Source organism: Roseburia sp. AF42-8 (assembly GCF_003435965.1).
Classification (GTDB): domain Bacteria; phylum Bacillota; class Clostridia; order Lachnospirales; family Lachnospiraceae; genus Roseburia_C; species Roseburia_C amylophila.
The window spans coordinates 1-5,041 of the sequence record NZ_QTVB01000083.1 but is presented as its reverse complement, the minus strand read 5'-3'; the positions used below and the strand labels follow the sequence as shown (position 1 = coordinate 5,041).

Genomic DNA, 5,041 nt, shown 5'->3' with positions numbered 1-5,041 from the left:
TCATAAGTCATCTCCATTATCTTATTTTCCTGATGTTAAACAGTTTTTTATTCATTTTTCAAAACAATTGAAATTAATATATAACAAAACACTTTTTGTGTCAATATTATCCATGATAGCTTAAGATCCGTTTCAGAAAAATTAAGCGATTCTTAATCATTACACCCACGCTGTTATGAGAAAAATCGGATACATTCTTTTCATGCCTCCGGTAAAGAATCAATGGTTCCTTTAAAAATACCGTGCGGTGATATTTCAAATCACATTTCACACCAATCCACTGATCATGCATGGTAACATCCTTCGGAATCGGAAGTACTGCATCCAATACCTCTTTCCGAAATGCCATGCAGCAGCCCATATAGGTATTCTTAATAATATTTTTAATCGCACCTCTTCCACTGTGGCGGTAAACAAAAAAGGACGGCATCAGTGTCTCTTTGCATGCAGCATCTGTCACTCTGGCATCATGAACCACAACCATGGCTTTCTTCCTCCGGAATACTTCCATGACTTTCTCTACTTTATCCGGCATCCAGACATCATCCTGGTCTGCAAGAAAAATATAATCGCCCCGGCACGCCCTAAGTCCTGCTTCCACATTGGCAATAACGCCTTCACCCGGTCCTTCCATAACACGGATTCTGGCATCCTGTTCCTGATAGGACTTAAGGATTTCCCTCGTAGTATCCAGTGAACCATCATCCGATACCACCAGTTCATCACCCAGTCCGATATTTTTAAGTATGCTGTCTATCTGTTCTCTGATATAGGTTTCTCCGTTATAGGTTACTACTAAGACCGATATCATTCTCTCTCTTCCTCTCCTGTAAGAAACAGTGTTTCATACTGCTGTACAATTGCTTCCCAGCTATACCATTTCTTCATTCTGTCCTTCGCTTTCCGGCCAAGCTCCTCCCGCTCTGCTTCATCCATAGTATCCGCCTTCTGAATCAGTGTGGCAAGATTTCCGTTTTCCTTATTCCAGTACAGTGCGGCATCTTCTCCCACTTCTTTATTAAAGCCCACATCTAAAAGCAGGTTCAGTTTTGTGGTGCTGAGTGCCTCAAGAAGGGATGGATTGGTTCCTCCCACCTCATGTCCATGGAAATATCCATAAGCAAAGTAGCGGATTTCTGCCAGCAATGCAGCATCATACACGGTTCCTGCAAATTTAATCCGCTTATCATTTAAAAAGCCGGTTTTTTCTTTTAAGCTTTCATAAAAAGCATTTTCTTCCACATTTGTAATAATTACAAGATCTTTTGTGGAATCAGATGCCATAAATTCCCGAATCATTGTCTCGTAATTATTTTCCGGAACAAATCTCCCGACGATAAGATAATAATTTTCTTTTCTGATATCAAACTTCTGATACCATACAAGTAAATCCTCTGTTGGTTCACCTGCTTTATAAGATAGTGTTCCATATGCGATAAATGTGGTCTTCGGCTGATATTTATGATATTCATCCCTGATATACTGTTCAATATTCTTTGAATCACAGACTAATAAATCTGCGTGCTTTACCATTCCCTTTTCCGAATATTTCCAGTATTTACGAATCCATTTATTCCATTTTGCCCGCATAAATTCATGTCCATCCGGGTTTACATAAAGTGTACCAGACAACCGGTGCAGCTGCCTTTTAAAGTGCCCCACAAATGGTCCGATTCTGCATGCCAGCACATAGACAACGGCATCCTCTATCTTTTCTTTTTTAATTTTCTGAATGCAGTAACGAAATGCTGCCAAATCATAATACACGGCTCTCGCTGGTCCGATATCCGGCACCTTCACCCGGAAGCATTTCGCATTATGATAAGTAAATTCTTCATTATGGTCGGACATACACGCCACATGGTACTGAATGTCTTCACTGACTGCCTGTCCGGTCAGATTCTCTACAAATGTCTCGAACCCGCCGTAAGCCGCCGGAATTCCTTTACTGCCTATAATAAATACATGTTTCATTTTCTATCCCTTATAAACTGCTGTAAGTTTTGCATCCAGCATAATCTGATATCCCACTTTTTTCAGACGTCCGGCAAAATCTATTGCTCTCTCTAACGGTTCTTTATCCAGCACAATTCCGCCAGCCTTAAGATATGCTTCTTTCTTTATGATACACTGTTCCAGCGGAACGGCGCTGACATTCTGCGGAAGCACTGCCCGGTTGAAATATCCCTTGAAGCAGACCGGAAGTTTTTCAAAAAGATATCCCATCTTTCCATCCGGTAATACGCCAATGCCTGCCGAAACTAACTTCCGGTGTTTTTTAAACCGGACACCTGTCAGTCCCACTTTATTTAAGCAGGCATATTGTGCCAGTTCTTTTCGTTCTCTCTCCCCAAGCAATCTGGTGCGACGGCTGTCATAAATGAAAAGATATTCCCTTGTGCTGTTTTCTACCAATTCATTTAAAGCATCTTTTTCCTTTATTTCCGCAAGATTAATAAGCTCCGGCTCCGGAACTTCCTGTTCATAAATCACTTCATAAGAATTATGCCCCTGGCTTCTTTAATCTCTGCCGGGATTTTCCGCCTCTGCACGTAGCTTCCAATGCCCGCTTTCCCGCATCATAGGCATAATCCTTTGACAGGGAACTGCCTGCCGTGGAACCACTGTGTATTCTCCAATGATAAAGAATCTTTCGAATATGATAAATGGCATCCGTCTGCTCCGTCAAGCGGAGCACCAGTTCATAGTCCTGGGCACCATCATAGCAGGGATTGAAATCCCCCACCTTCTCTAACATGGTCTTCTTTACCACCAGAAAATGGCAGATATAATTATAATGCATCAGCAATTCCGGATTATAATCCGTCTTAAAATGTGGCCGGCTGTGTATCCCGGATTCTGCATCAATTTTATCTTCATCGGAATAAATCACCTGTGCATCCGGATGGGCATTTAACATCCGCACCACTTCATAAAGGGCATTGGCAGCCAGCACATCATCATGGTCCAATAATCCGATATATTCACCGATTGCCATCGCAACTGCCTCATTGGTATTCTCTGAAATCCCACCATTTTCCAACAGTCTGCGGTAACGTATTCTTGCATCCTCTTTATAATTTTCTGCAAGAAAACGTTCGATTTTATCGGTAGGGCTTCCATCTGCAAGACACAGTTCCCAGTTTTCATAGGACTGTCCCAGCATGCCCTCTATCAGTTCCCGTAAGAAGCACTCCGGTGTCTCATATAATGGTACTACAACAGAAACCAGCGGCATATGTTCAAACAACGTATTCCGCTGCACCTTCCATTCTTCTTTTGTCACCATATAATTCTGCCAGTTTTTCGTATATTCATGGTCTATGGGCTCATATTTTGTTTCCATTACTTTAATCGCCAGTCCCCGGAGTCCATGCTTGCGTATCATTCCAACTGCATATGCAGCCTTTTTCGTTAATCCCATTGCTTACTTCGATCCTTTTCCTGTTACAACAACCTGAATGGTCTTAAACAAGATTTTAATATCCAATGCCAGTGACCAGTTTGTAATATAGTAGGTATCCAGCTGTACCACTTCTTCAAAATCCGTAATGTCACTTCTTCCACTGACCTGCCACATTCCGGTAAGTCCCGGCTTAATTCCGAGTCTTGCCCGGTGCCTTGCCTCATATCCGGCAAATTCTTCCTCCGTTGGCGGTCTTGTGCCTACCAGACTCATATCCCCTTTTAAAATATTCCAGAACTGTGGCAGTTCATCAATGGAAAACTTCCGCATGAACCTGCCAATCGGAAATACTCTCGGATCATCTTCCATCTTAAACATCAGCCCTGACATCTCATTCTGCCCCATCAACTCTTTTTTCTGTTCTTCTGCATTTACATTCATGGAACGGAATTTATAAAAGCGGAATTTCCTGCCATTTTTCCCCACACGGATCTGGGAAAAGAAAATCGGTCCCGGTGACTGTTTCTTAATAATCGGTGCAAAAATAATGGTAGCAATACCGGCAATCACCAATCCCACAAAACCGCCTACAATGTCCATCAGACGTTTCAAAAACAACTGACGTGGTGTTGCAATACACATACTGGAAGTTAAAACCATATAATTTCCACACTGCTCGATTACTTTATTCGGCATCAGCTTGGAAGCATGTACCAGATTAAAATGTACCGTAACGCCCATTTCCAGCAGATCATCTGCCAGTGCCTGGCTGCTGGCTATCGTATTGCCATTGATAAATACTTCATCTACCACATTATTTTTTACATATTCAAAGAAATCATCTGCATTTGCCACCACCGGAATGCTCCGTATAGTTTCTCCCTTACGCATTGCATCCACTACAACAACTCCACGCACGGCAAATTCCCGGTATGGCAGATTTTCAAATTCCTTAAGACAACTCTCCACCAGTTCATCCGTCGTTACCACTATCATGGCAGACAGATTTCTGTCATTCATCATCTTTTTCTTAATAAAATTCTTAAGCCCGGAACGGCCGACAAATTCAAAAATCATAGACAGTCCCCAGAACATCAGGAAAATCTGTCTGGAAAAGTCAGACTGTCTGGTCCAGTATCCATATACCATCATTCCAGCAACAATGATTGTTGTATGAACAACAACATGCTTAAATTCCTGCGTATTCTTTCTCCGCAGAATGCTCTTATAGGATTCGCCGAAAAATACCACGCAGATATCAATCAAAATAAGGACTACCGCTAATCGCTGATATTCCTCATTTAAAAACTCATTTTTTCTTCCAAAACGCATAAAATAGGATAAGGCATATGCAAGTTCCAGACAAATAATATCCAGAATCGTAAAGTCAAGATGCTTCATCCAGCTTTTTCGTTCTTTTTTATACATAATCTATTCCCTCTTATGCAATACAAGCCATCTTTTTAGGAATATTATACCAGTCCTACCCTGGCAGGTACAACCGAATTCTTTCTTAATTTTCTGTGCCTAAAATGAAATTTTAAATTCCACTGCCCTACAGGGCGGTAGAATTTAGTCCTGCACAGTAGATATTTACTCTTTCATACATCAGTGTTATTGTAAAAGTTCCTTCTG

5 protein-coding genes are annotated in these 5,041 nt (G+C 41.5%); all 5 read right to left on the bottom strand.

The features are described from left to right. Window positions 1–106 precede the first annotated feature (106 nt). Genes DW059_RS14885 through DW059_RS14865 form a run of 5 tightly spaced genes read right to left on the bottom strand, consistent with a single transcriptional unit; the run spans window position 107 to window position 4,834 of the window. Window positions 107–811, bottom strand: coding sequence for a glycosyltransferase family 2 protein (locus DW059_RS14885; protein WP_022244441.1), 705 nt, complete (start codon window positions 809–811; stop codon window positions 107–109). Further along, window positions 808–1,974: a beta 1-4 rhamnosyltransferase Cps2T gene (gene cps2T / locus DW059_RS14880; RefSeq protein WP_117699310.1), complete on the bottom strand. Its 1,167-nt coding sequence runs from the start codon at window positions 1,972–1,974 to the stop codon at window positions 808–810. Before cps2T ends, DW059_RS14885 begins: the two co-directional genes overlap by 4 nt. A gap of 3 nt (window positions 1,975–1,977) precedes the next feature. Next, a complete protein-coding gene (locus DW059_RS14875) occupies window positions 1,978–2,493 on the bottom strand; it encodes a hypothetical protein (RefSeq protein ID WP_117699309.1) in 516 nt (171 codons plus the stop codon). A 10-nt stretch (window positions 2,494–2,503) separates the two neighbouring features. Next, window positions 2,504–3,424, bottom strand: a complete 921-nt coding sequence (locus DW059_RS14870; protein ID WP_117699308.1) for a glycosyltransferase family 2 protein — start codon at window positions 3,422–3,424, stop codon at window positions 2,504–2,506. Between the two features lie 3 nt (window positions 3,425–3,427). After that, a complete protein-coding gene (locus tag DW059_RS14865; RefSeq protein WP_117699307.1) occupies window positions 3,428–4,834 on the bottom strand; it encodes a sugar transferase in 1,407 nt (468 codons plus the stop codon). Window positions 4,835–5,041: the final 207 nt, after the last annotated feature.